Origin of the sequence: Mesorhizobium sp. ISC15, assembly GCF_037162615.1 — a bacterium.
Classification (GTDB): domain Bacteria; phylum Pseudomonadota; class Alphaproteobacteria; order Rhizobiales; family Rhizobiaceae; genus Mesorhizobium; species Mesorhizobium mediterraneum.
The window spans coordinates 3311007-3332089 of the sequence record NZ_JAVSPX010000001.1 but is presented as its reverse complement, the minus strand read 5'-3'; the positions used below and the strand labels follow the sequence as shown (position 1 = coordinate 3332089).

Annotated in this window: 20 protein-coding genes; 5 read left to right on the top strand and 15 right to left on the bottom strand. The window is 63.4% G+C overall.

Going from position 1 to position 21083, the window contains the following annotated elements:
- The first annotated feature begins 21 nt into the window (after positions 1-21).
- Positions 22-2343 carry a PAS domain-containing sensor histidine kinase gene (locus RPG13_RS15895; RefSeq protein WP_337125460.1) on the top strand — a complete coding sequence of 774 codons (2322 nt, stop codon included), beginning with the start codon at positions 22-24 and terminating at the stop codon, positions 2341-2343.
- A 95-nt stretch (positions 2344-2438) separates the two neighbouring features.
- Here the strand turns inward: RPG13_RS15895 and RPG13_RS15890 are convergent, their stop codons facing one another.
- The 15 genes from RPG13_RS15890 to RPG13_RS15820 form a co-directional block, all read right to left on the bottom strand.
- Positions 2439-5399 (bottom strand): bifunctional [glutamine synthetase] adenylyltransferase/[glutamine synthetase]-adenylyl-L-tyrosine phosphorylase, encoded by a 2961-nt coding sequence (locus tag RPG13_RS15890; RefSeq protein WP_337125459.1) that lies wholly within the window; start codon positions 5397-5399, stop codon positions 2439-2441.
- Positions 5399-6874 carry a sensor histidine kinase gene (locus tag RPG13_RS15885; protein WP_292621857.1) on the bottom strand — a complete coding sequence of 492 codons (1476 nt, stop codon included), beginning with the start codon at positions 6872-6874 and terminating at the stop codon, positions 5399-5401. Before RPG13_RS15885 ends, RPG13_RS15890 begins: the two co-directional genes overlap by 1 nt.
- A gap of 1 nt (position 6875) precedes the next feature.
- The gene (locus RPG13_RS15880; RefSeq protein WP_164547000.1) at positions 6876-7550 is read right to left on the bottom strand and encodes a response regulator transcription factor; all 675 of its coding nucleotides are present in this window, start codon (positions 7548-7550) and stop codon (positions 6876-6878) included.
- A gap of 355 nt (positions 7551-7905) precedes the next feature.
- Positions 7906-9441 (bottom strand): Do family serine endopeptidase, encoded by a 1536-nt coding sequence (locus tag RPG13_RS15875; protein WP_337125458.1) that lies wholly within the window; start codon positions 9439-9441, stop codon positions 7906-7908.
- Between the two features lie 128 nt (positions 9442-9569).
- Entirely contained in the window at positions 9570-10037 is a 468-nt protein-coding gene (locus RPG13_RS15870; RefSeq protein ID WP_292706422.1) for a cytochrome c-type biogenesis protein, read from the bottom strand.
- Entirely contained in the window at positions 10034-12025 is a 1992-nt protein-coding gene (locus RPG13_RS15865) for a heme lyase CcmF/NrfE family subunit (RefSeq protein ID WP_337125457.1), read from the bottom strand. The genes RPG13_RS15870 and RPG13_RS15865 overlap by 4 nt, the downstream gene beginning before the upstream one ends.
- A gap of 5 nt (positions 12026-12030) precedes the next feature.
- The gene (ccmE, locus tag RPG13_RS15860) at positions 12031-12474 is read right to left on the bottom strand and encodes a cytochrome c maturation protein CcmE (protein ID WP_095486555.1); all 444 of its coding nucleotides are present in this window, start codon (positions 12472-12474) and stop codon (positions 12031-12033) included.
- A gap of 3 nt (positions 12475-12477) precedes the next feature.
- The gene (gene ccmI / locus RPG13_RS15855; protein WP_337125456.1) at positions 12478-13629 is read right to left on the bottom strand and encodes a c-type cytochrome biogenesis protein CcmI; all 1152 of its coding nucleotides are present in this window, start codon (positions 13627-13629) and stop codon (positions 12478-12480) included.
- 116 nt (positions 13630-13745) lie between these two features.
- The gene (locus tag RPG13_RS15850) at positions 13746-14186 is read right to left on the bottom strand and encodes a hypothetical protein (RefSeq protein ID WP_337125455.1); all 441 of its coding nucleotides are present in this window, start codon (positions 14184-14186) and stop codon (positions 13746-13748) included.
- 153 nt (positions 14187-14339) lie between these two features.
- Entirely contained in the window at positions 14340-15791 is a 1452-nt protein-coding gene (locus RPG13_RS15845; RefSeq protein ID WP_337125454.1) for an ATP-binding protein, read from the bottom strand.
- Positions 15775-16440 carry a response regulator transcription factor gene (locus RPG13_RS15840; protein WP_023800820.1) on the bottom strand — a complete coding sequence of 222 codons (666 nt, stop codon included), beginning with the start codon at positions 16438-16440 and terminating at the stop codon, positions 15775-15777. Before RPG13_RS15840 ends, RPG13_RS15845 begins: the two co-directional genes overlap by 17 nt.
- A 69-nt stretch (positions 16441-16509) precedes the next feature.
- A complete protein-coding gene (locus RPG13_RS15835) occupies positions 16510-16809 on the bottom strand; it encodes a hypothetical protein (protein ID WP_095486551.1) in 300 nt (99 codons plus the stop codon).
- A gap of 175 nt (positions 16810-16984) precedes the next feature.
- Positions 16985-17395, bottom strand: coding sequence for a DUF3168 domain-containing protein (locus RPG13_RS15830; protein WP_095486550.1), 411 nt, complete (start codon positions 17393-17395; stop codon positions 16985-16987).
- Between the two features lie 109 nt (positions 17396-17504).
- Complete coding sequence (locus RPG13_RS15825) at positions 17505-17771, bottom strand: DUF1488 domain-containing protein (RefSeq protein WP_095486549.1); 267 nt, start codon at positions 17769-17771, stop codon at positions 17505-17507.
- A 12-nt stretch (positions 17772-17783) separates the two neighbouring features.
- Positions 17784-18032, bottom strand: a complete 249-nt coding sequence (locus tag RPG13_RS15820) for a hypothetical protein (protein WP_095486548.1) — start codon at positions 18030-18032, stop codon at positions 17784-17786.
- A 246-nt stretch (positions 18033-18278) separates the two neighbouring features.
- Here RPG13_RS15820 and RPG13_RS15815 point away from each other — a divergent pair, with 246 nt between their 5' ends.
- The 4 genes from RPG13_RS15815 (at position 18279) to RPG13_RS15800 (ending at position 21078) form a co-directional block, all read left to right on the top strand.
- Entirely contained in the window at positions 18279-18617 is a 339-nt protein-coding gene (locus RPG13_RS15815) for a co-chaperone GroES (protein ID WP_095486547.1), read from the top strand.
- Between the two features lie 107 nt (positions 18618-18724).
- Positions 18725-20338 (top strand): chaperonin GroEL, encoded by a 1614-nt coding sequence (groL, locus tag RPG13_RS15810; protein WP_292722122.1) that lies wholly within the window; start codon positions 18725-18727, stop codon positions 20336-20338.
- Positions 20339-20422: 84 nt separating this feature from the next.
- Positions 20423-20812, top strand: a complete 390-nt coding sequence (locus RPG13_RS15805) for a hypothetical protein (RefSeq protein WP_337125453.1) — start codon at positions 20423-20425, stop codon at positions 20810-20812.
- A gap of 101 nt (positions 20813-20913) precedes the next feature.
- Positions 20914-21078 carry a hypothetical protein gene (locus RPG13_RS15800; RefSeq protein ID WP_292722125.1) on the top strand — a complete coding sequence of 55 codons (165 nt, stop codon included), beginning with the start codon at positions 20914-20916 and terminating at the stop codon, positions 21076-21078.
- The last annotated feature ends 5 nt before the right edge of the window (positions 21079-21083 follow it).

Below are 21083 nucleotides of genomic sequence, written 5' to 3'. Positions count from 1 at the left end.
CAAAATCGGGGAGAGCCATTTATGGCGAAGGCGGACGCGTGCGGCGCGCCCGGAGGGACGGCTTTTGAGCGGCGTGAGGCGAGAAGCGATGGTCTCGCCGGCAATGCGCGGCTCATCGCCGAACCCGCCTACCGACGGCTCCTGGCAGCCGAGCCATTGTTGCGCCGATCGATACCGGCCCTGATCATCATTTTCCTGCTCGTCATCGCGGCGCTGCGGTTCCTGTCGCTGATGAACGAGCGCGACGACGTGGAACGCGACGCCAAGGCGATCCTCTCGCTCGCGGCGGGCCAACTGGCCAGTTCGATTAGCGTCGATGCGAAGATGGCGCCGGGCGCGACGCAGGACCTGTTGGAGGGCATTAGCCGTCAGGGCGCCATGGGCCGAAGCCACGTGCTTGCGGTCACTGACGGCGCGCTCAAGATCATTGCCGTGACACCGCTATCGACGCGCTGGGAGGGGCGACCGCTCGACGGCATCGTCCAAGGCGGTCAACCGCTGTTCATGTTCGGCGACCGCGCCGGCGTCATGGAGGTCAGCATCGGCGGTCAGGACTGGTATGCGGCAGTGAGCCTGGCAAGTGGCGGGAAAGGCGCTGCCGCAGCGCTCGTTCCGCAGGAAGCGGTCTTCGACACGTGGCGCAAGACCGTTTCGCTCAACGTCACCCTCTTCGTGCTTACAGCCGGCGTGCTGATCATCATCCTCTACGCTTATTTCGGCCAGGCGGCGCGCGCCCAGGCCGCCGACCGCATCTATCTCGAAGCGCACCAGCGCATCGACATGGCGCTGGTGCGCGGCCGCTGCGGCCTGTGGGACTGGGACATGGTGCGTGGCAAGATGTACTGGTCGCGCTCGATGTACGACATGCTGGGCTACGAGCCCTGCGACACGATGCTGTCGTTCGGCGAGGTCGACGAGATCATCCATCCCGAGGACGGCGACCTGTTCGAGCTTGCCAACAGGATCGTCGCACGCGAGATCGATCACATCGACCAGGTGTTCCGGATGCGCCATGCCGACGGACAATGGGTGTGGATGCGCGCAAGGGCGCAGGTGATCGACCCGGAAGCGCCGGAGATCCAACTGATCGGCATCGCCGTCGACGTCACCGAGCAGCGGCACCTGGCGCTGCGCTCCGAGGCCGCGGATCTTCGTCTGCGAACGGCCATCGAAAACATCAACGAATCCTTCGTGCTCTGGGATTCCGCCCAGCGTCTGATCATGTGCAATTCCAAGTACCAGCAGGATAACGGCCTGTCGGATCGCGACGTGATGCCGGGCGCCTCGCGCGCCGTTCTGGAAGAACGCATGCTTGCCTTCGCTTCGGAGCGCCGGCTTGCCAACACCAACGGGCAGCAAGGCGGCGTGACCTTCGAGCGGCAGCTTGCCGATGGCCGCTGGCTGCAGGTCAATGAGCTCAGAACCAGGGACGGCGGCACCGTCTCGGTCGGCTCCGACATCACCCAGATCAAGCTGCACCAGGAGAAGCTGGTAGACAGCGAGCGCCGGCTGATGGCGACGATCCACGACCTCAGCCTTGCCCGCCGGGCGGAGGAAGAGCGGTCGCGCGAACTGGTCGAGCTCAATCGCGAATACATGAAGGAAACCGAGCGCGCCGAGGCCGCGAACCGGGCCAAATCCGAGTTCCTGGCGAACATGTCGCACGAACTGCGCACGCCGCTCAACGCGATCATCGGCTTCTCGGAGCTGATGGAACAGGCGCTGTTCGGGCCCTTGGGCTCGCCGCGCTACGAGGAATATGCCACCGACATCAACGGCAGCGGCAAATATCTTCTGGGCGTCATCAACGACATCCTCGACATGTCGAAGATCGAGGCCGGCCAATTCTCGATGGATCAGGAGGAAATCGACCTCTGCCCGCTGATGAGGGAAACGGTGCGCGTCATCTCGCTGCAGGCAGCGGAAAAGTCGATCACTGTCGAAACACGCATCCCCGATTCACTGACACTTTTCGCCGACCGCCGGGCAATCAAGCAGATCGTCATAAACCTTCTGTCGAATGCGGTGAAATTCACCGGCCAGGGCGGCCGCATTGCGGTAAGGGCCCGCAACACATCCAGCGCTCTGGTCCTGACGATCGAAGACAATGGCTGCGGCATCCCGAAGGAGGCGCTGAGCAAGCTCGGGCGGCCGTTCGAACAGGTGCAGAACCAGTTTTCCAAGAGCCATGCCGGGTCCGGCCTTGGCCTCGCCATCTCACGCTCGCTGGCCGAGCTTCAGGGCGGCGCCTTGAAAATCCGCTCCACCGAAGGCACCGGCACGATCGTGTCGGTGCGCATTCCGATCAAGAAGTCGACGCAGCCGGTCAGGGCCGCCGCCTGACCCTCAGTTATCGTGAAGCGTTGGAACTTTCGGGAACGCCGGAGGGGACAGCACCCCCGATGCTCTCGCTGAAACAGCCGTTTGGCGTTACGCCCTCATGGTCGCTTCGCACGAAGCAGAAGGTCGAAATCCTTCCTGACCTTTTGCGACGTCTCCTTGAGATGCGCTTCCAGCACACCGAAATCCGGCAGGTCGGTGACCGCCAGGAGCAGATCCGAAAGCCCCGGCGGAACGTCGTCGCGTTCGAACACGCCAGTAAGGCAGAGCCGTATCATCTGGGTCAGCGCCAGATAGAGCGCATAGGCATCGCAAAGCTCCTGCCTGACCTGGGCTTCAGCGAAATCCGGCGCCAGCCTCGACAGGACTTCCGCTGTCCCGATGACCCGGCGGCCGGCTTCGACCTTGCCCGTGATCACCGCCACCTGCGCGATGAATTCGAGGTCGATGAGACCACCCGGGATCAGCTTTATGTCCCAGAGATCGCGCGGCGGCTTCTCCTTCTCGATCATCGCGCGCATCTCGGACGCCTCGGCCATCACCTTGGCGCCGTCGCGCGGCAGGGCAAGCACTGCCGCCACCTCGGCTTCGACCTCGGTGCACAGCGCATGATCGCCACCGATCGCGCGAGCCCTGGACAGCGCCATATGTTCCCATGTCCAGGCGTCCTGGCGCTGGTACTTCTTGAAGGCATCGACATGGGTCGCCACGGGCCCCTTGTTGCCGGACGGCCGCAGGCGAAGGTCGAGCTCGTAGAGAACGCCCTCGGCGGTCGGCGCGGACACGGCCGATATCAGCCGCTGCGTCATCCTGGAGTAATAGTGGGACGGGGCGAGCGGCTTGTCGCCGTCGGATTCTTCGGCATCGGTGTCGTGATCATAGAGCAGGATGAGGTCGACGTCGGAGCCGGCCGTCAGTTCGCGGCTGCCGAGCTTGCCCATGCCGAGCAGCGCAACAGTGCCGCCAGCGACGCGGCCATGGCGCAGCGCGAACTCGGCGATGACCGCCCGCAGCGCCGCGTCGATGGTAAGATCGGCCAGATCGGAAAAGGCACGGCCGGCGCGGACCGGATCGATCGAGCCGGCAAGCAGCCTGACGCCGATCAGGAATTTTTGCTCGGAAGCAAAGATACGCAAGCGGTCGAGCACGTCCTCATAGGCCCTGTCGCCTTCGAGGAAGGCGGCGAGACGCGCCGAGAGATAGGCGCGGTCCGGCAGCTCGGTCAAAAGGGCCGGATCCAGCAGGCCATCGAACACGTGCGGGCGGCGCGTGATGATAGCGGCCAGCCGGGGAGCCGCGCCCATGATCGTCGCCATCAGCTTCAGCAGAGCGGGATTGGACTGGAGCAGCGAGAAAAGCTGGATACCGGCGGGCAGGCCGGCAAGAAACTCATCGAAGCGTATCAACGCCTCGTCCGCCCGGCGCGTCTGGCCGAAGGATTGCAGCAGCGCCGGCGTCAGTTCGGTCAACCGCTCGCGCGCCTCGGCCGACCGGGTGACGCGATAGCGGCCGAAATGCCAGCCGCGGATAACGCGGCAGATGTCGCTCGCCCGCTGGAATCCCAATCTCTGCAGGGTCTGCAACGTGTCGGGATCGTCGACATCGCCGGTAAAGACCAGATTGCCGATGCCCGCCGAAAGCTCGGGCGCGGTCTCGAAAAGCGCTGCGTAGTGGCGTTCGACCTGATGGAGTGCAGCGCGGAACGCCCCGGCAAAGGCCGCCGCATCGGCAAAGCCGAGCATACGCGCAATGCGTTCAAGCCCTTCGTCATCTTCCGGCAGTATATGCATCTGCTCGTCGGCGACCATCTGGATGGCATGCTCGACGCGGCGCAGGAACCAGTATTGCCGGGCGAGCGCGTCGCGCGCATCGGCAGTGATCCAGCCGCGTGCCGCAAGCTGGCCAAGCATCGGCACGGTCTCGCGGCCGCGCAGCTCGGCGAAGCGGCCGCCGGCGATGAGCTGCTGGGTCTGGACGAAGAATTCGATCTCGCGAATGCCGCCGCGGCCGAGCTTGACGTTGTGGCCCTTCACGGCGATCTCGCCGTGGCCCTTGTGGGCGTGGATCTGGCGCTTGATCGAATGAACGTCGGCAATCGCCGCATAGTCCATGTATTTGCGCCAGATGTAGGGCTGGAGGTCCTTCAGGAACGCAGCACCGGCTGCGAGATCGCCGGCCACCGGTCGCGCCTTGATCATGGCGGCGCGCTCCCAGTTCTGGCCGCGCGCCTCGTAGTAGCGCAGTGCCGCCTCGACCGGGATCGCCAACGGCGTCGAACCGGGATCGGGACGAAGCCTGAGGTCGGTGCGGAAGACATAGCCGTGTTCGGTGCGGTCCTGGAGAATGCGGACCAGCCGGCGCGTCAGGCGCGAAAACAGCTCCGTCGCATCGAGCGGATCGACGACGGCAGGCGCCTGCGGGTCGAAGAAAACGACGAGGTCGATGTCGGAGGAGAAGTTCAGCTCATGCGCGCCAAGCTTGCCCATGCCGAGCAGGATCCAACCCGACCGGCGCGCCGGATCCTCGGGGTCCGGCAGTTTGAGCTTGCCTTGTCCGTGCGCGTCGCGAAGCAGGAAGTCGACAGCAGCGCGGGTGCAGGCGTCGGCGAGACTGCTGAGCCGCCGTACCGTGACGGCGGTTTCGGCCTCGCCTGCAAGATCGGCCAGCGCGATCAGGACATGCGCTTCCGCTTTCCATTGCCGCAGCTCCATCATCAGGCTGCTTTCGGAGATGGCTTCCGCCCGCGCGGCCTTGTCGATCGCGGCGCCGATCGAGGCCAGTCGGGTTTCGACGGTCTCCCCGAAAAGTGCATCCAGGATCTGCGGGCGGCGGCGCACTGTGTCGCGCAGAAACGGCGACAGGTCGAACACTGCGGCGAGGAAGTCCTGGACGGCGCCCTTACCGGGCAGGAATTTTGCCAGCCGGGTAAGTCCCTCTTCCTGCGCGGCGGAAGCGATCCCCGACAATTCCTGCCGGGCGCGGCTCTGATCCAGAGGAACGAGCTTTGCCGCCGGCTTCAAGAGCCAGTTGGGCTGTTCCGCAGCCGCCCTCACCGCCATCAGCGATCCTCCCTTTCGGGAAAACTCATAACGACGGACAATCCGGGATCGCCGGGCAGAAGATCAAGTCGTCCGTTGTGGAATGTCATGATTGCCTTGGCGAGGCTAAGGCCCAGGCCGGAACCCGGCTGCGAGCGGCTTTTCTCCAACCGCACGAAACGCTCGGTCGCCCTGGCGCGATCGGCATCGTCGGGGATGCCGTGGCCGTTGTCTGTGACGGAGAGCCTGATTTCCCTGCCGACGCGATCGAGCGCCACGCGGACGGACGGCTTGGCTGTCGAGTCGGTAGAATATTTGATCGCGTTGTCGACGATGTTCGACAGCGCCTGGCCGATCAGCTCGCGATTGCCTTCGACGGCGAAGGCATCCTGCACCGAAGTCTCAAGTGTCACCCCCGCCTCCTCCGCCACCGGCTCGTAGAGCTCGACGACATCGCGCACGGACGCAGCCAGATCGACCCGGCTGGTGCTTTCGGAGGAATAGCCCGCCTCCAGCCTGGAGATCATCAGGATGGCGTTGAAGGTTTTTATCAGCTGGTCGGACTCGGCGATGGTCCCTTCCAGCGCCTGCCGGTAGTCGGCGGCCTTGTACTTACCGGAAAGCGTCGCCTCGGCGCGGTTGCGCAGCCTGGTCAGCGGTGTCTTCAGATCGTGGGCGATGTTGTCGGAGACCTGCTTCAGCCCTTCGTTGAGCGTGGCGATCCTGGCCAGCATGGAATTGAGGTTTTCGGAGAGGCGGTCGAACTCGTCGCCTGCGCCGGTGACCGGCAGCCGGCCGGAAAGATCGCCGCCCATGATGCGGCGGCTCGCCTCCGACACCGAGTCGATACGCTTCAGCGCCGCGCGTCCGACAAAGAACCAGATCAGAAGCCCGCCAAGCCCCATCATGCCCAGCGCCAGCATCAGCGCGCGGCGGATGACGGCGCGGAACCGCTCCGGCTCGCCGAGGTCGCGACCAACCAGCATGATCATCTGGTTCGGCAGGCGCAACACCAGCGCAATGGCGTTATGCCCCTTCTCGCCCTCCACTTGCACTTCGTTCTGGCCGGACTGGGTGTCGTTCGGGTCGGCGACCGGATTGCGTTGCCGCTCGAGCTCGGCCTCGCCGAAGCGCCGGTAGGAAAACGGCTCTGTCGTCCAGCCTTCGGCCTCGAGAACGCCGGGCTCCAGGCTCTGCACGTTTCCGGTCAGGATCTGGCCGTTGGTGTCGGCGATCAAATAGAGATTGGCGCCGGGCTGGCGGGAGCGCTGCTCGACCACGCGGACCAGCAGCGGCAAGCCGCCGCGCTGATAGGCCCGGGCGAGGCCGAGCACCTCGTCGTTGATCGTGTCCTGGGTCTGGCCGGTCAGCATGCGCGCCGACAGCGAGGTCATGTAGAAGACGAGCAGCACCGCGCAGATGGCGAACAGCAGGAGATAGAGCGCCGAAAGCCGCGCTGCCGTCGTCCTCATGATGGCCGGCATGGAAAGAGCCATGCTACCCGCTCTTGAGCATATAGCCGGCGCCACGAACCGTGTGCAGGATCGGCTTGTCGAAGCCCTTCTCGATCTTGCCGCGCAGCCGCGAGACGTGAACGTCGATGACGTTGGTCTGCGGATCGAAATGGTAGTCCCAGACATTCTCCAGCAGCATGGTGCGCGTCACCACCTGGCCGGCATGGCGCATCAGATACTCCAGAAGCCGGAACTCGCGCGGCTGCAGCGTGATCTCGCGCGCCGCGCGCCGCACCGAATGCGAGAGCCTGTCGAGCTCGAGATCGCCAACCCGGTAGACGGTTTCGGCTTCCCTGGCGCTGGCGCGGCGGTTCAGCACCTCGACCCGGGCCAGAAGCTCGGAAAAGGCATAGGGCTTGGTCAGATAGTCGTCGCCGCCGGCGCGCAAGCCGGTGACCCGGTCGTCGACTTCGCCGAGTGCCGACAGGATCAGGACCGGCGTCGTGTTGCCTCTTGATCTCAGACCGGCGATGACCGACAGGCCGTCGCGGCGCGGCAACATGCGGTCGACGACCATCACGTCATAGTCGCCGGAATCCGCGAGCGCGAAGCCGGTTTCGCCGTCGCCGGCGACATGGGCGGTGTGTCCGGCCTCAGTGAAGGCTTTCTGGAGGTAATCGGCCGCTTCGCGATCGTCTTCTATGACGAGAATCTTCATGGGACCGTTATACGCGATTTCGCTGGAAGATTGAGTGGCCGGCATATGCATCGTGGCCTCACCAGAGCGTATCGCGAACAAAGTGATTCAAGGATACGCCGTAAGTCTTTGTTTTGGAATGTCGTTGTCTCAAAGTCACCGGCACCCTCGGATCAAGACCGAGGCGGGCTTTTGGGCGACATGCTTCGTTGTTTGAGCATGTCGTCATGCTCTGTTCGAGCGGCAGCGGGCGATGGGAGCCCGCTGCCGCTGGGGCGGAACACGATGACTGACTGACTAGCGTATTCAAGCCCCGTGCTTTCCCGTGCGGCGGCTCGGGGGTGTTTGAAACCGCCGCATCGGAAAAGTCTGGACGTCAGCCCTTGGCGACGGGCAGCGCGACGAAGCGGTTGCTGTCGTCGCGGGTGATCTGCATCAGCACCGCCTTGCGACCAGACTTCGCCGCGTCGGCCATGGCCTTGGCAACATCGTCGGTGCCATTGACCTCCGTCGAATTGACCGAGGTGATGACGTCGCCGGGCTGGATGCCGCGATCGGCGGCATCGCTGTCGGGGTCGACATCGGTCACCACAAGCCCTTTGCCATCGTCGGATCTGGTGACGGTGAGGCCGAGATCGGCCAGCGTGTCGGCCTTTGGCGGAGCGGAAGGCTGCTGGTCGGCCGAAGCCTCCTTGTCGCTTGAAGGCAGCGTGCCGAGATCGACCTTGACGGTCGCACTCTTGCCGTCACGCCACACCGTGACGTCGACCGGCTTGCCGGGCTGGTAGGCGCCGATCAGGCGGGCGAGCTCCTTCGGCGAAGCGACGTCCTTGCCGTCCACCTGAGTGATGACGTCGCCAGCTGTGATACCGGCCTTCTTGCCGGGACCATCGTTCTGGGCGCTGGAGACGAGCGCGCCCTTATCGGACTTCAGCCCAAGCGATTCGGCGATTTCGGAGGTGACCGGCTGGATCTCGACGCCAAGCCAGCCGCGCTGGACGGTGCCGTCCTTCATCAGATCCTGCACGACAGCCTTTGCCGTCGAGGCAGGAATGTCGAAGGCGATACCGACGCTGCCGCCGGACGGCGAGAAGATCGCGGTGTTGATGCCGACGACCTGGCCGTTGAGGTTGAAGGTCGGGCCGCCCGAATTGCCGCGGTTCACCGAGGCGTCGATCTGGATGAAGTCGTCATAGGGGCCGGCGCCGATATCGCGGCCACGGGCCGAGACGATGCCGGCGGTGACCGTGCCGCCGAGGCCGAACGGATTGCCGACGGCCACGACCCAGTCGCCGACGCGAACCTTGGAATCATCGGCGAAGTCGACATAGGTGAACTTGCCGTCGCCTTCGACCTTGAGCACCGCGAGATCGGTGCGCGGGTCTGTGCCGACCAGCTTGGCGTCGAGTTCCTTGCCGTCATGCATCACCACCGTGAAGGACGAGCCATCTCCGACGACATGGTTGTTGGTGACGAGGTAACCATCATCGGAGATGAAAAAACCGGACCCCTGGGCGACCGGCCGCGGCTGGCGGTTCTGATCACGGCGTCCGAAGCGCCGCATTCCATCCTGGCCCCCCTGATCGCCAAAGCCACGGAACTCCCTGAAGAAGCGGCGCAATTGCGGATCGTCGGGAAGATTGCCGAAGCCGTCGGGCAGGTCGGAGCCGTCGTCGGCGGTCGATTCTATCTTGGCTTTGACGCGTACACTGACGACCGCCGGCGAAACGCGCTCGACCACATCGGCGAAGCTCGGGACCTGCGGCGCCTCGACACGCACGGCCTCGGCCAGGACCGGGGCTGTCACGGTGGCAACCGCGCCGAAGCCTATCGCGCCGGCAATGGCCACTGAAGCTGCGGCAGCCATCAGGCGTTTGCGGGTGCGGGGATATGAACTGGGGGCAATATTCATGGGTCTCGTATCCTCTTCAAGGGATGCGCTTCGGTCGGCATCCTCGGGCAAGAGAAATAGAGGGGCGCACATTACGGCGCCATTTCCGGTGCATGAAACTTTCGTAATGTTTGCGGGGGCCGCCGCCTTCAGTCCCGGTGCAAAATAGTGTCCAGCTCCGCCTGTTCCTCGGCGGTCAACGCATTGGTTGGCGCTGAGCGGCGCGAGCGGGCGCCGAGCACGATGACGGCGCCGCCGGCAAGGAGCAGAAGGATCGGCGTGCCCCAGAGTAAAGCATTGCGCAGGCTGAAGCGCGGTTTCAACAGCACGAACTCGCCGTACCGGGAAACAATATAGTCTATCACCTGCTGGTCGGTGTCGCCGGCGACGAGGCGCTGGCGCACCAGCACGCGCAGATCGCGGGCAAGGTCTGCATCGGATTCATCGATCGACTGGTTCTGGCAAACCATGCAGCGCAGCTCTTCCGAAAGCGTCCGCGCCCGCGTCTCGAGCGCCGGGTCGGCCAGAACCTCGTCGGGCTTCACCGCGAGTGCGGCGCCGGCAAACAACAGCGTCAGCAACAGGATCAGCGAGGCCAGTGAAAATCTTGCGGTCATGGCAGGCTCGCGGAAGGCACTGCGCCGGTCGACTTGCGGCGGCGCGACGGTGCCCCGACGCGCAGGCGCCGGTCCATGAGCGACATCGCAGCACCTGCCATCATGACCAGGCTGCCCCCCCAGATCAGCGTCACCAGCGGCTTCCACCAAAGCCGCACCACGACGGAGCCGTCGGTCCCTTCGTCGCCAAGCGAGAGGTAGAGCTGGCTGAACCCAATCGTCTTGATACCGGACTCGGTCGTCGTCATCTGTCGGACCGGATAGGAGCGCTTGGACGAGGTGATTACGGCGGTTGTGCTTCCATCGGCGTCGAGCAGGGCAAAGCGGCCACGATCCTCGCTGTAATTAGGCCCCTGGGCCGGATAGAGCCCTTCGAAACGCAGCGTGTGGCCGGACAGTTGCACTGTCTCGCCCGCATGCATCGACAATATCTTCTCGGTGCCGAAGCAAAGCGTGCCGACGATGCCGAGCGTCGTCAGCCCGAGGCCGAGATGGGCGAGCGCGGTGCCGAAGACCGAACGCGGCAGGCCGGCGAAGCGCCTGAACATGGTGCCGGGCGCGACAGTGCCAAAGCCGGACTTGACGGCAATATCGGTGAGCGCGCCGCAGATCAGCCAAAAGGCCAGGCCGACGCCAAGTGCTGCGAACACCGACGCGCCGTCGATGAACAAGGCCGTCACCAGCACGGCCAGAAGCGCTGCGGCGAAGGCGACCATCAGGCGCTGGGCGACGGCGAAGATGTCGCCGCGCTTCCAGGCCAGCAGCGGCCCGAACGGGACCACGACCAGAAGCGGCACCATCAGCGGGCCGAATGTCAGGTTGAAGAACGGCGCGCCGACCGAAATCTTGTCGGCTGAAACGGCCTCGACCGCCAGCGGATAAAGCGTGCCGATCAGCACGGTGGCGGTGGCCGTGGTCAGGAACAGATTGTTGAGGACCAGCGCCCCTTCGCGCGAGATTGGATGGAACAGGCCGCCGGCCGTCAGCCTCGACGCGCGAAAGGCGAACAGCGCCAGCGATCCGCCGATGAACAGTGTCAGGATGCAGAGGATGAACACGCCGCGCGTCGGATCGGTGGCGAAGGCGTGGACCGAAGTGAGCACCCCGGAGCGCACCAGGAAGGTGCCGAGCAGCGACAGCGAGAAGGTCAGGATCGCCAGCAGCAGCGTCCAGATCTTCAGGGCCGAGCGCTTCTCCATGACGATCGCCGAGTGGAGCAGCGCCGTGCCCGCCAGCCATGGCATAAAGGAGGCGTTCTCGACCGGATCCCAGAACCAGAAGCCACCCCAGCCAAGTTCGTAATAGGCCCAGTAGGAGCCCATGGCGATGCCGCCTGTCAGGAACATCCAAGCGACTAGCGTCCATGGCCGCACCCAGCGCGCCCAGGACGCGTCGATGCGGCCTTCGATGAGGGCGGCGACCGAGAAGGAAAAGCAGATCGAGAAGCCGACATAGCCGAGATAGAGCAGCGGCGGATGGATGGCGAGACCGAGATCCTGCAGGATCGGATTGAGATCGCGGCCCTCGATCGGCGCCGGATTGAGCCTGGCGAACGGGTTGGACGTCGCCAGGATGAACAGGAAGAAAGTGGCGCCGATCGCCCCTTGCACGGCCAGCACATTGGCTCGAAGCGTCGCAGGAAGATTGCTGCCGAAAGCAGCGACGAGTGCGCCGAAGAAGGTCAGTATCAGCACCCAGAGCAGCATCGAGCCTTCGTGATTGCCCCAGGTGCCGGTGATCTTGTAGATCAGCGGCTGCAGCGAATGCGAGTTGTCCCAGACATTGGCCACCGAAAAATCGGACGTTGCGTAGGCTATCGCCAGCGCCGCGAAGGACAGAGCGGTCAAGGCGAAGCCGGTCACCGCGACCGGACCGCCGACGGCCATCATCTTCTGGTTGTTCATGCGCGCGCCGAACAGCGGTACCAGCGTCTGCACCAAGGCCAGCGCAAACGCCAGGACCAGCGCGAAATGTCCGGTTTCAACCAAGGCTGTTACTCACTCTTGCTCTCCTGCCACACGCCCTTGGCCTTGAGACCGTCGGCCACCTCCTTGGGCATGTAGTTCTCGTCGTGCTTGGCCAACACGCTGTCGGCGACGAAGACGCCGTCCGGGCGAAACGTGCCTTCAGTGATGACGCCCTGCTCCTCGCGGAAAAGGTCGGGAAGAATGCCGGTGTAGGTGACTTTCACCTGCTTCTGATTGTCGGTCACCGAAAAGGCGACAGTGGCCCCCTGGCCGCGCTCGATCGTGCCTTTTTCGACGAGGCCGCCGAGCCTGATACGCTGCCCGGGCTGCAGGCTGGCGGTGGTCAGATCGGCGGGCATGTAGAAGTAGGAGGCCTTCTGGCCGAGCGCGTAGAAGGTCAGACCGGTGGCGGCACCGAGAAAGGCCAACCCTCCGGCGATCACCGACAGTCTTTTCTGCTTGCGCGTCATGTTTTACTCCGTCGCCGTCAGACCAAGCGAGACGGCAAAGGCGGTGAATTTCTTCGCTTCCTCACTATCGGAGCCAAAAACGGCGATACCGCGATTGAGCGCGTCGCGTGCCTGATCGGCCTTGCCCAGCACGACATAGGAACGAATAAGCTGCATCCATCCTTCCGCATCGCGCGGGTTTTGACGAAGTTTTTCATCAAGTCCCGCAACCATGGTGTTGATCATCGCTTCCCTGTCCTGCGGCGACATCGACGAGGCGGCATCGACATCCCCGGCGCCCGGGCCTTTTGCAGGCTCTCCCGAAGCGACGCTCCGCTTGGCGGATTCGGCCAGTGCCTGCTCGACGGCGCCGCGCCAGGCTGAGTCCTGCGGCAAGGCCGCTAGCATTTTCTGCCAGCCAGCTGTCGCCTCCTCAATGCGGCCTTCCTGCGCCATGCCCATCGCCAGATAAAAGCTCGCCTTCGGATTTGCCGGATCGAGCTTCAGCGCCGCCTCGAAAGCGACCTGAGCGTCGGACGAAACAATGCCGCCCGCTGCATTGGCGATCGCCTCGCCGAGGCCTGCCTGGCGGGCGGCGCTGTCACCGTCGAGGCGAATGGCGTTGCGATAGGCCGTCACCGCATCGGCGAAGCGCTGCATGCGCAGATAGATGGGCGCCAGAACGTCCCAACCCCTGCCATCGGACGGATTGGCGGCAAGGTGAGCCTCGGCGCGTGCCACCAGCTCGTCCACCGAACTGTCGGCGGGATTCTTGGCCAGCCGCTCGCTGAGCGGCTGCGACGGCAGATCGGGCGAGCCCAACTGGCTGTACAAGCCCCAACTGACCAGCGGAACCACTAGGACCGCGGCCGTCGCAACCAGCCTGGTCGCCATCGACGGCTGCCGCGCCGCTGCCTTGTCGGCCGGATCGGCCCCGGCCCCGGCATTGTCCAGGCGAAGGATGCGGCGAGCGATTTCGGCACGCGCCTCTTCGGCCTCCGCCGGCTGGATCAGGCCGCGCGCCACGTCTCGGTCAAGCTCCGACAGCTGGTCGCGATAAACTTCAAGGTCATGATCGCTGCTCGCCGAACCATCCTTCGGGCCGCCGGCCAGCGGCAGCAGAACCGCCAGGCTTGCACCCAGCGTGAGAATGGCAGCTATGACCCAGAACAGCATGCTTCTTCCAATAACGGCAGAGCCCTGCCCTGCCAACACAGGCATCCTGCGACGCTTTGACGGCAGGTGCGTCGCATGTCCTTGATTGATGCCAACCGGACCTATCCGGCCGGTCGTTACGTCAGCGGCGTCCAGCTGCCATCGGCGTTGCGGCAAGCGGTTCCGCGCGCGGTGGCGCCGGCGGCGCCGGTAAAGACCGTATGGGTGTATTGCCGGCAGTCCTGCGAGCCGACACGATAGGGCTGGGCGGCAACAACCTCGCCATAATGCGCCGACCGATCGCTCTTCCACGTCACCTTCTGGCCACTCGCCGTGTACTCGAGCGCCTTGTATTCCGCCTCCAGCGCCTTGCGCTTCTCGGAATCCTTCAAGCCGGCACCGATCGATCCGCTGACGAGGCCGCCGCCCATGGCGGAAATGATCGTCGTCGCGATCTTGCCGTCAGTTGGCGGCGTGGCGGCAGGCTGTGGCGCCACCGTGGGGGCCGGGCTGTTGCCCAGCGTCGTGCAGCCGGAAACGGCCAGCAGTGCGGAAACGAGCGCGACGCGAATCTTCATGCCAACAACCGGTTTTCTTGAGTTAGAGCTGGGAGCCGCGCCATCGGGGAAGTCGGTGTGGCCATTAGTGTTGATGTTTGTCCGAAATTTGGCCGCGGCCGACGCTCCGGGACCAATCGACATGCCGCCATATCACGCACCGGCGATCAAGCATCATTGAAGGCTCCGCAATCGAACCACTGCCTTCAACCCGCCCATGCCGGACCGTTCCAGAGCCAGAACGCCTCCATACTCATTGACGAGGTCGGCGACAATGGCAAGTCCAAGCCCGGTCCCCGGCTTGGTCTCGTCGAGCCGCCGTCCGCGCCTCAGCGCCTCGCGCGCCTTGTCTTCGGGAATGCCCGGGCCGTCATCCTCGATACTGATCTCGAACAGATTGACGGCACCCTCCTTGCCGGCGCCACTCGTCTTGTCGGAGATTGGTGCCACCGACACGGCGACCGTGCTCTTTGCCCATTTCATGGCGTTGTCGAGCAAATTGCCAAGCAATTCTTCCAGATCCTCGCGTTCGCCGGCAAAGACGATATCGACTGCCGGCAGCGAAAGCGAGAGAGCTGTCTGCGGGTTGAGTTTTTGCAGCACGCGCACCATGCGCTGGACCAGCGGCGCCACCGGCGTACGGTAGACGACGCTGTCGCGTTGCGCCGCGACGCGGGCGCGCTGCAGATAGTGGTCAACCTGCTTCTGCATCGAGGCGGCCTGCTCGGCTATGAGCTTGCCCTTGGCGCCGCCAAGCGCCCGCCCCTCGTTGATCAGCACCGCCAGCGGCGTCTTCAGCGAATGGGCGAGGTTGCCGACCTGCGTGCGCGAGCGCTCGACGATACGCTTGTTGTTTTCGATCAGCGCGTTGGTCTCGTTGGCAAGCGGCTCGATCTCGGCCGGGAAGCGGCCGTCTAGCCTTTGCGCGGTTCCTTCCCGCACCATGGCGAGAGCGTTCCTGACCCGGCGCAATGGCTGCAGGCCCAGCAGGATGGCGATGGCGTTGATGGCGATCATGCCGACGCCGAACAGGGAAAGATAGGTCAGAAGGCGACGCTGGAAGGCGCCTATCTCCTGCTCGAGCTCGGTCTGGTTGCCCATGACACGGAAGCGCGCCGCGCGATTTTTCGCGTCGAGAACGAATTCGCTCTCGAACACTTCCAGCTCCTCGCCATTGATGCCTTCGGTGGCATAGCTGCGCTGGAAGCTGGCATTGAAGGGAACCTCGGCGACGCTTGGCGACGGGATCGTCTTGGTCATCGAGGAGGAGTGCAGATCGCCGCGCACGCCTTCCGACGCAGGCTCCACCGACCAGTACCAGCCGGAATTCGGCTCCGAGAACCGAAGATCGCCAAGGTCGGGAGCGCCGGTCAGCGAACCGCCTTCGGACACGCCGACCGAGCCGATCAGATTGAACAGATGCGCCGACAGCAAGCTGTCGAAACCGCGCTCGCTCGCCTGGCGATAGAGCGTCGTGATCAGCGTGAAGATGACGACCAGGGTGAGTATCGCCCAGACCGTGGAAAAGGCGATCACCCGGAACGCCAGCGAACGCGGCCAGAACCGCAGCGAAAGCGGCGTTCTTGCAGTCTGTTTGAGCGGTTCCGCCTTACGCCTCCGGCTCACGCATTCGATAGCCCATGCCGCGAACGGTTTCTATCATGTCGATGCCCATCTTCTTGCGAAGCCGCCCGACAAAGACCTCGATTGTGTTGGAATCGCGGTCGAAATCCTGATCGTAAAGATGCTCGACCAGCTCGGTGCGGGACACGACCTCGCCCATATGGTGCATCAAATAGGCAAGCAGGCGGAATTCGTGCGACGTCAGCTTCAGCGGCACGCCGTCGACATCGGCCTTGGAGGCCTTGGTGTCGAGCCGCAACGGCCCGCAGGTCAACTCGGACGACGCATGGCCGGCCGCGCGCCGGATGAGCGCGCGAACCCTGGCCAGCACCTCTTCGATGTGGAACGGCTTGGTGACGTAATCGTCGGCGCCGGCGTCGATGCCGGATACCTTGTCGCTCCAGCGATCACGCGCCGTCAGAATCAGGACCGGCATCTTGCGGCCGCCGCGTCGCCAGCGCTCAACCACACTGATGCCGTCCATCTGCGGCAAGCCGATGTCGAGCACCACGGCGTCATAGGGCTCGGTATCGCCAAGGAAATGCCCTTCCTCACCGTCGAAGGCCCGGTCGACGACATAGCCGGCATCGACCAACGCGTCTGATATCTGCCGGTTGAGATCCTTGTCATCTTCGACGACCAGTACGCGCATGCTGGGATCAACACCTGTTGAAGAATTGGTCAGATATAGGCCGATTCCGGCACGCTGGGAAACGGCGGGTCAATTCTGCGGAACGACGATCTCTGTGCGGCGCGGGCGCTGTCCATCCTTGCCTGGAACCAGCACGACGATGACGCAGACCGGCTGGCCACCGCGCGTCGACTGTGATGCCTTGGCCAGCGTGCCGCCATTCTGCTCGGCGACCTGCTGACCGATCGCGTAGCAGTCGGAGGCAGCCAGGACGACCGGCCGGTTCTGCTCGGGCACGACGACCGGCAGCGCCGTCGCCTGCGATGCGAACAGAGCGGCCGCTGATAGCGCCAATGTCGCGGTTCGGAAGTGGGAACGAAGCGTTTTCATGGTCAGCGTTCTAACGCATCGGTGCTGAACGTGAAATGAACAGTGAACGCCTGCAACACATGCCTATCCCACCCCTGAAACGCGAGACAACCGACCTTATGATTTCGCCGCCCCAACCCGGCAAAATTCATCGAAGCGCCAGTCTAGACTGTGTTGCAGCCATATTGAAAGCGCGTCAGGCGTTTTCTTCCGTCACGGCGCGAAAACGCAGCAGCCCGTGATAGGCCGAAAGGTCCTCGTCGTAACGGCCCTCGGTGAATTCGAGCCTGAGATTGAGTCGGTGATGCTCGTCGAGCGCGAGCGCCGCATCCTGGAGCCGGGCGCTGACCATGTCCATCACATCGAGCATTTCTTTCCTGGCCTCGGACTTCGACCAGAAATGCAGCGTGAAAAGCTGCTCGGCGTCGTTCTCCATGCCCGTTGTCCAGTCGTAGACGCTGGTCCGGCCAAAGGTGACATAGGGAAACGGGACATTTTCCGGGGCATGGTCGAACAGTTTAGCGCCGCCCAATGCCGCTGACAGGAAACCATCACCGTTCAGCGTTTCGAACAAGGCCTTCTGCAGCGCGGCCGCCGGCGCGGTCATCGTCTTCTCCCTCGCCCGTCACGACTGAACAGGCCTTCACCGTCAGCGATTCCTGCTTGCAGCGTAGCCGCGTTGACGTTCTGGCGCCAGATCACGGGACGGTCGGGATTTATCGAAAATCGGCTGCGGTCAGCACGTACATGCTCTTGCCGGTACGGGCATAAGCATTCCTTGCGACGTCATGTATGGGACCGACAGCCGCATCGAAGGCGGCGAGATATGTGGCTTCGGCTGTCGCCGTCCCCGACGGTGCCGTCGAGATGGCATCTGCATCGACAAAGAAAGAAATCTGGGACATGCCGTCATAGCCGACGAAGCGGATCCGTCGGCTCGCTTCGTCGTAGCTGCGGCTTTGGTTTGGAAATGTCAGGCTCATGACTTGACGCCGTTAAGCGGCCCCCGCCTTCTTGACTGCCGCCCGCTTTTTCTTGGGGGCGACGGGATTGAGGGCCTCCGCGGCGCGGTCGGCCTCTTCCTTGGCCAGCCGCAGCGCCCGCAGCCTTGCCGTCTTGATGATCCTGGCCTTGGCTTCCGAAACATATTCGGCCGTTGCCTGGTTTCGCTCCGCGGTTTTCTTCTGCTTTTCCATGAAGCGCGCCTCAGCTTTTTCCATTATATTCTGACTGAATTCCGCCATCGATAAAATCTCCTTCTTGACTGAGATTATGAAAGTGAGTTTCTCATCTAAAATAGGTACTCGGATAGAAAAAATCAATTCCAGGATTATTTTATGCTCATCGAATTCATGGGAATGAAACTGCTAAATAATACTGTCAATAGTTTCCGATAAAGGACTAATATTTTTTGGCACTCCTATCTATCGAGTGCCAAAACGCCTATACAAGGGCGTGGCCGCCTAAGCCGGCCCCAGAAAGAAGTTCCCATGAAATTCCGGCCACTCCACGATCGCGTCGTTATTCGGCGCGCCGAAAGCGATACCAAATCCAAGGGCGGCATCATCATCCCCGACAATGCCAAGGAAAAGCCGCAGGAAGGCGAAGTGATCGCCGTCGGGCCAGGCGCGCGGGACGAAAGCGGCGCGCTGATCGCACTCGATGTCAAGGCCGGCGACCTCATCCTGTTCGGCAAATGGTCGGGAACCGAAGTCAAGATAGACGGTGAGGACCTTCTGATCATGAAGGAGGCCGACATCATGGGCATCATCGACAAGAGCGAGATGGGCATCACCGACAAGATCGTGGCTGCCAAGAAAGCCGCCTGATTGGAGCGCCGCGCGTCCTCTTGGACGCGCAGAAGATGCTCCAAGTTTTTGATTCAGGCGGGTGCTGCCAGCGCCTTGCCACAACCAATTGAACGGGACGAAAAAACATGTCTGCCAAGGAAATCAAATTCTCCACCGATGCGCGTGACCGGATGCTGCGCGGTGTCGAAATCCTCAACAACGCCGTCAAGGTGACGCTCGGCCCCAAGGGCCGTAACGTCATCATCGACAAGGCCTATGGCGCGCCGCGCATTACCAAGGACGGGGTGACGGTGGCCAAGGAAATCGAGCTTGCCGACAAGTTCGAGAACATGGGCGCCCAGATGGTGCGCGAAGTGGCCTCGAAGACCAACGATCTCGCCGGCGACGGCACCACCACCGCCACGGTGCTTGCCGCTTCCATCCTGCGCGAGGGCGCCAAATTCGTTGCCGCGGGCATGAACCCGATGGACCTCAAACGCGGCATCGACCTTGCGGTCACCGCCGTCGTCAAGGAAATCCAGGCACGCGCCAAGAAGGTCAAATCTTCCGGTGAAATCGCGCAGGTCGGCACCATTGCCGCCAATGGCGATGCCACCGTCGGCGCCATGATCGCCAAGGCGATGGACAAGGTCGGCAATGACGGCGTCATCACTGTCGAGGAAGCCAAGACCGCAGAGACCGAACTCGACGTCGTCGAGGGCATGCAGTTCGACCGTGGTTATCTCAGCCCCTATTTCGTCACCAATGCCGAGAAGATGCGCGTCGAGCTGGAGGACCCTTATGTCCTCATCCACGAAAAGAAGCTTGGCAATCTGCAGGCGATGCTGCCGATCCTCGAAGCCGTGGTGCAAAGCGGCAAACCGCTGGTGATCATCTCCGAGGACGTCGAAGGCGAAGCGCTGGCGACGCTGGTCGTCAACAAATTGCGCGGTGGCCTCAAGGTCGCGGCAGTCAAGGCGCCGGGCTTCGGTGATCGCCGCAAGGCGATGCTGGAAGACATCGCCGTGCTCACTGCCGGCCAGATGATCTCGGAAGACCTTGGCATCAAGCTCGAGAACATCACCATCGACATGCTCGGCCGCGCAAAGCGCGTGCTGATCGAGAAGGACACGACGACGATCATCGACGGTGCAGGCGAGAAGGCCACGATTCAGGCGCGTGTCCAGCAGATCAAGGGGCAGATCGAGGAAACCACTTCCGACTACGATAAGGAGAAGCTGCAGGAGCGGCTAGCCAAGCTCGCCGGCGGCGTCGCGGTCATTCGCGTCGGTGGTGCGACCGAGTCCGAGGTCAAGGAAAAGAAGGACCGTATCGACGACGCGCTGAACGCCACGCGCGCGGCGGTGGAAGAAGGGATCGTTCCCGGCGGCGGTGTCGCTCTGCTGCGCGCCAAGGCCGTGCTGAACGGGCTGACCGGAGCCAATGCCGATGTGACGGCGGGCATTTCGATCGTGTCGAGAGCGCTCGAAGCGCCGATCCGCCAGATCGCCGAGAACTCCGGCGTCGAAGGTTCGATCGTTGTCGGCAGGCTCACGGACAGCAAGGATCACAATCAGGGCTTCGATGCCCAGAACGAGATCTATGTCGACATGATCAAGGTCGGCATCGTCGACCCGGCAAAGGTGGTGCGGACCGCGCTCCAGGATGCCGGTTCGATCGCGGCATTGCTGATCACCGCGGAAGCGATGATCACCGACATCCCGGCAAAGGATGCAAGCCCGGCTGGCGGCGGTTACTGACCAACTGCCGGAAATAGGCCCTGCAAGGCCTGGCCCTGAAAGGCCGGGCGACCGATCCCGACATCAACCAGGAGGAACTGTTCCGTGGCCATACAAAGCAGCAAGCCATCTCTCGCGCGTCGATGGGAAGATTACCAGCCGGCCAAATCCACGCTTTTGTGGGCATGCGCGGCAACCTTCGTCGCCACGCTGATCGTCGGTTTCAACTGGGGCGGCTGGGTGACCGGTGGCACCTCGCGCGCGGCGGCGACAACCGCCGGCGACGTGGCGCGCGGCGAGCTGGCCTCGGCGGTCTGCGTCGATCGCTTCAACGCAGCGCCCGATGCGGCCGCCAAGCTTGTAGAGTTCAAGGCCCTGACCGACAGCTACAAGAAGCGGCAGTTCGTTGAGACAGGCGGCTGGGCGACCATGCCCGGAAAAACCTCTCCCGACAGGCTGGGGGCCGCAAGCTGCGCGGTTGCGCTCGCCACCTAAACTCGTCGACCTCTCGAGAAATACGCTCTTCACGAGAGCCTGAAAGAAAGCCGCCGGGGCATCTTCCCCGGCGCGCGGCCCGCCGGCAAGGAGATCGATCCATGATTGCGTTCGTCCCGAAGCCAAATGCCGTAGCGACAATCAAAGCGGTTGAGGAAAGTCGCTTCGATCGCATTCGTAGACTTGCCGCCGACAAGCACAGACAAGCCGATGCCGGCACGATACGCCGCGACCCGAAAAAGACTGCGGACAAGCGCCCCATGTGAGGCGC